The 5,590-nt window shown below is 48.3% G+C and carries 2 tRNA genes and 3 rRNA genes; all 5 read right to left on the reverse strand.

Annotation, left to right across the window (positions count from 1 at the left end):
- Positions 1-45 precede the first annotated feature (45 nt).
- The 5 genes from rrf to RMB03_RS00490 all read right to left on the reverse strand — a co-directional run bounded on the left by rrf (position 46) and on the right by RMB03_RS00490 (position 5,412).
- Positions 46-160: ribosomal RNA gene (rrf, locus tag RMB03_RS00470) — 5S ribosomal RNA — on the reverse strand.
- Between the two features lie 182 nt (positions 161-342).
- A 23S ribosomal RNA gene (locus RMB03_RS00475) occupies positions 343-3,236 on the reverse strand.
- Positions 3,237-3,606: 370 nt separating this feature from the next.
- A tRNA-Ala gene (locus RMB03_RS00480) sits at positions 3,607-3,682 on the reverse strand.
- A gap of 56 nt (positions 3,683-3,738) precedes the next feature.
- A tRNA-Ile gene (locus RMB03_RS00485) sits at positions 3,739-3,815 on the reverse strand.
- A 59-nt stretch (positions 3,816-3,874) separates the two neighbouring features.
- Positions 3,875-5,412, reverse strand: a 16S ribosomal RNA gene (locus RMB03_RS00490).
- The 16S, 23S and 5S rRNA genes sit together here with 2 tRNA genes alongside, the layout of an rRNA operon.
- Positions 5,413-5,590: the final 178 nt, after the last annotated feature.

Consider the following 5,590-nt stretch of genomic DNA (forward strand, 5'->3'; position numbering starts at 1 on the left):
AAAAAAACACCCTCAACTGTAAAGTTGAGGGTGTTTAGAATAATGAGCTGGCGATGACTTACTCTCACATGGGAAACCCCACACTACCATCAGCGCTAAGAGGTTTCACTTCTGAGTTCGGGAAGGGATCAGGTGGTTCACTCTTGCTATGGTCGCCAGCACAACTGGTATGGATACTTGCATTGGTCTTATTGATTGCCGATGCGTTTTCCAAATCTTTACAGATGGGCTGATTGAGTCTTACTTTATTTTGTTCATTTTAGCTAAGCGTATAACTAAATCAAGTTGCTTTGCATATTAATGAATCGATTGATGCTTTATATACAACTGCTTGGGTGTTGTATAGTCAAGCCTCACGAGCAATTAGTATTGGTCAGCTTCACATATCACTATGCTTCCACATCCAACCTATCAACGTCCTAGTCTCGAACGGCTCTTTAGAGGACATAAAGTCCTAGGGAAATCTTATCTTGAGGTAGGCTTCCCGCTTAGATGCTTTCAGCGGTTATCCCTTCCGAACATAGCTACCCGGCGATGCGACTGGCGTCACAACCGGTACACCAGAGGTTCGTCCACTCTGGTCCTCTCGTACTAGGAGCAGATCCTCTCAAATTTCCAGCGCCCACGGTAGATAGGGACCGAACTGTCTCACGACGTTCTAAACCCAGCTCGCGTACCTCTTTAAATGGCGAACAGCCATACCCTTGGGACCTGCTTCAGCCCCAGGATGAGATGAGCCGACATCGAGGTGCCAAACACCGCCGTCGATATGAACTCTTGGGCGGTATCAGCCTGTTATCCCCAGAGTACCTTTTATCCGTTGAGCGATGGCCCTTCCATACAGAACCACCGGATCACTAAGACCTACTTTCGTACCTGCTCGACTTGTGGGTCTCGCAGTTAAGCGCGCTTTTGCCTTTATACTCTACGCGTGATTTCCGACCACGCTGAGCGCACCTTCGTACTCCTCCGTTACTCTTTAGGAGGAGACCGCCCCAGTCAAACTACCCACCAGACATGGTCCTCGCCCCGGATTACGGGGCAGAGTTAGAACCTCAACATTACCAGGGTGGTATTTCAAGGACGGCTCCATTGGAACTAGCGTTCCAACTTCAAAGCCTCCCACCTATCCTACACAAGTAAGGTCAAAGTTCAATGTCAAGCTGCAGTAAAGGTTCACGGGGTCTTTCCGTCTAGCCGCGGGTACACTGCATCTTCACAGCGATTTCGATTTCACTGAGCCTCTGCTGGAGACAGCGCCGCCATCATTATGCCATTCGTGCAGGTCGGAACTTACCCGACAAGGAATTTCGCTACCTTAGGACCGTTATAGTTACGGCCGCCGTTTACTGGGGCTTCGATCAAGAGCTTCGCTTACGCTAACCCCATCAATTAACCTTCCAGCACCGGGCAGGCATCACACCCTATACGTCCACTTTCGTGTTTGCAGAGTGCTATGTTTTTAATAAACAGTTGCAGCGGCCTGGTTTCTGTGGCTGTCATCAGCTCAGGAAGCAAGTTCCATCACCAACAACAGCGTACCTTCTCCCGAAGTTACGGTACCATTTTGCCTAGTTCCTTCAGCAGAGTTCTCTCAAGCGCCTTGGTCTACTCGACCTGACCACCTGTGTCGGTTTAGGGTACGATTCCTGTGTAACTGAAGCTTAGAGACTTTTCCTGGAAGCATGGTATCAGCCACTTCGCTGTACAAGTACAGCTTGCTATCAGATCTCAGCATAGAGCACCCCGGATTTGCCTAAGATGCATGCCTACTTCCTTTCACCTGGACAACCAACGCCAGGCTGACTTAACCTTCTCCGTCCTCTCATCGCATTACACAGAAGTATTGGAATATTAACCAATTTCCCATCGACTACGCCTTTCGGCCTCGCCTTAGGGGTCGACTCACCCAGCCCCGATTAACGTTGGACTGGAACCCTTGGTCTTTCGGCGAACGGGTTTTTCACCCGTTTTATCGTTACTCACGTCAGCATTCGCACTTCTGATACCTCCAGCATACTTCTCAATACACCTTCATCGGCTTACAGAACGCTCCCCTACCACTTGACTTAAAAGTCAAATCCGCAGCTTCGGCACATAGTTTTAGCCCCGTTACATCTTCCGCGCAGGCCGACTCGACTAGTGAGCTATTACGCTTTCTTTAAAGGGTGGCTGCTTCTAAGCCAACCTCCTAGCTGTCTATGCCTTCCCACATCGTTTCCCACTTAACTATGATTTTGGGGCCTTAGCTGGCGGTCTGGATTGTTTTCCTCTTGACTACGGACGTTAGCACCCGCAGTCTGTCTCCCGGATAGTACTCATAGGTATTCGGAGTTTGCATCGGTTTGGTAAGTCGGGATGACCCCCTAGCCGAAACAGTGCTCTACCCCCTATGGTATTCGTCCGAGGCGCTACCTAAATAGCTTTCGGGGAGAACCAGCTATCACCAGGCTTGATTAGCCTTTCACCCCTATCCACAAGTCATCCCCTGGCTTTTCAACGACAGTGGGTTCGGTCCTCCAGTTAGTGTTACCCAACCTTCAACCTGCTCATGGATAGATCGCCTGGTTTCGGGTCTATACCCAGCAACTAAACGCCCTATTAAGACTCGATTTCTCTACGGCTCCCCTATACGGTTAACCTCGCTACTGAATATAAGTCGCTGACCCATTATACAAAAGGTACGCAGTCACCGAACAAGTCGGCTCCCACTGCTTGTATGCATGCGGTTTCAGGATCTATTTCACTCCCCTCACAGGGGTTCTTTTCGCCTTTCCCTCACGGTACTGGTTCACTATCGGTCAGTCAGGAGTATTTAGCCTTGGAGGATGGTCCCCCCATATTCAGACAAGGTTTCACGTGCCTCGCCCTACTCGTCATCATTATGTGTGCCCTTTCGTGTACGGGAATATCACCCTCTACGTTCGCACTTCCCAGAGCGTTCCACTAAAACACACATAACTTAATGGGCTGATCCCCGTTCGCTCGCCGCTACTAAGGGAATCTCAATTGATTTCTTTTCCTAAGGGTACTGAGATGTTTCACTTCCCCTCGTTCGCCTTGCAACACTATGTATTCATGTTGCAATACCTACCTTAAAGTAGGTGGGTTCCCCCATTCAGAAATCTCCGGATCAAAGGATATTTGCCGCCTCCCCGGAGCTTATCGCAGGCTATTACGTCTTTCATCGCCTCTGACTGCCAAGGCATCCACCACATGCACTTAATTACTTGACTATACAACCCCAAACAGTCGTTATTACCTACAAGGAGTAATAAGACATGATCAATGATTTCTCATCAATCTCTTACAGTTTGAAGTACTGTGTATTTAAACACTGTACAGCTTCAATCTAATTCATATACCAAAACGCTTGATTCAGTTAATTTGCTAGTTCTCAATTAATTCCAAGATCAGAATTACTTCCTCTCTTTTCATTATTGAGTGAACAATTTATTTCAGACTCAATTTTGCCAATCTGTTAATGAATAAACATGCCTTCGTCAGGTCATGCTTAATACCGTGATACTTAAATCACAGAAGTTAATAAACCAAGATCTTAATCTTTATTTACTAATTTCTGTAATCCGAACTTCTCTTAAGTTCTGGTGGAGACTAGGAGAGTCGAACTCCTGACCTCCTGCGTGCAAAGCAGGCGCTCTACCAACTAAGCTAAGTCCCCAGCTTACATCATCAGTTATGTATCTTCTTTTCTATAACTTCAACCAGTCAAAGTCATGGTGGGTCTGACAAGACTTGAACTTGTGACCCCACGCTTATCAAGCGTGTGCTCTAACCAACTGAGCTACAGACCCTCAGATACATCTATGAAGAACAACTTGTTGTGGATTCTTACCAATCGTCAATCTTTCGTTAAGGAGGTGATCCAGCCGCAGGTTCCCCTACGGCTACCTTGTTACGACTTCACCCCAGTCATCGGCCACACCGTGGTAAGCGTCCTCCTTGCGGTTAGACTACCTACTTCTGGTGCAACAAACTCCCATGGTGTGACGGGCGGTGTGTACAAGGCCCGGGAACGTATTCACCGCGGCATTCTGATCCGCGATTACTAGCGATTCCGACTTCATGGAGTCGAGTTGCAGACTCCAATCCGGACTACGATCGGCTTTTTGAGATTAGCATCCTATCGCTAGGTAGCAACCCTTTGTACCGACCATTGTAGCACGTGTGTAGCCCTGGCCGTAAGGGCCATGATGACTTGACGTCGTCCCCGCCTTCCTCCAGTTTGTCACTGGCAGTATCCTTAAAGTTCCCGACATTACTCGCTGGCAAATAAGGAAAAGGGTTGCGCTCGTTGCGGGACTTAACCCAACATCTCACGACACGAGCTGACGACAGCCATGCAGCACCTGTATGTAAGTTCCCGAAGGCACCAATCCATCTCTGGAAAGTTCTTACTATGTCAAGGCCAGGTAAGGTTCTTCGCGTTGCATCGAATTAAACCACATGCTCCACCGCTTGTGCGGGCCCCCGTCAATTCATTTGAGTTTTAGTCTTGCGACCGTACTCCCCAGGCGGTCTACTTATCGCGTTAGCTGCGCCACTAAAGCCTCAAAGGCCCCAACGGCTAGTAGACATCGTTTACGGCATGGACTACCAGGGTATCTAATCCTGTTTGCTCCCCATGCTTTCGCACCTCAGCGTCAGTGTTAGGCCAGATGGCTGCCTTCGCCATCGGTATTCCTCCAGATCTCTACGCATTTCACCGCTACACCTGGAATTCTACCATCCTCTCCCACACTCTAGCTAACCAGTATCGAATGCAATTCCCAAGTTAAGCTCGGGGATTTCACATTTGACTTAATTAGCCGCCTACGCGCGCTTTACGCCCAGTAAATCCGATTAACGCTTGCACCCTCTGTATTACCGCGGCTGCTGGCACAGAGTTAGCCGGTGCTTATTCTGCGAGTAACGTCCACTATCTGAAGGTATTAACTTCAGTAGCCTCCTCCTCGCTTAAAGTGCTTTACAACCATAAGGCCTTCTTCACACACGCGGCATGGCTGGATCAGGCTTGCGCCCATTGTCCAATATTCCCCACTGCTGCCTCCCGTAGGAGTCTGGGCCGTGTCTCAGTCCCAGTGTGGCGGATCATCCTCTCAGACCCGCTACAGATCGTCGCCTTGGTAGGCCTTTACCCCACCAACTAGCTAATCCGACTTAGGCTCATCTATTAGCGCAAGGTCCGAAGATCCCCTGCTTTCTCCCGTAGGACGTATGCGGTATTAGCATTCCTTTCGAAATGTTGTCCCCCACTAATAGGCAGATTCCTAAGCATTACTCACCCGTCCGCCGCTAAGTGATAGTGCAAGCACCATCACTCCGCTCGACTTGCATGTGTTAAGCCTGCCGCCAGCGTTCAATCTGAGCCATGATCAAACTCTTCAGTTAAAAATCATTTTGCACCTTATTAAAGACAAGGTGCCAATTCTGGCTCATCAATTTTCTGACTTAAATTTCGCTCAAATAAACTTCGAGTAATTTAAACCAATCAATCAATGATAATATTTCGATCAATCAATCAGTAAAAATCCACACAAGTTGTTCTTCATAATCTCTTAATGATCTT

Source organism: Acinetobacter sp. V91_7 (assembly GCF_031799075.1).
GTDB lineage: Bacteria > Pseudomonadota > Gammaproteobacteria > Pseudomonadales > Moraxellaceae > Acinetobacter > Acinetobacter calcoaceticus.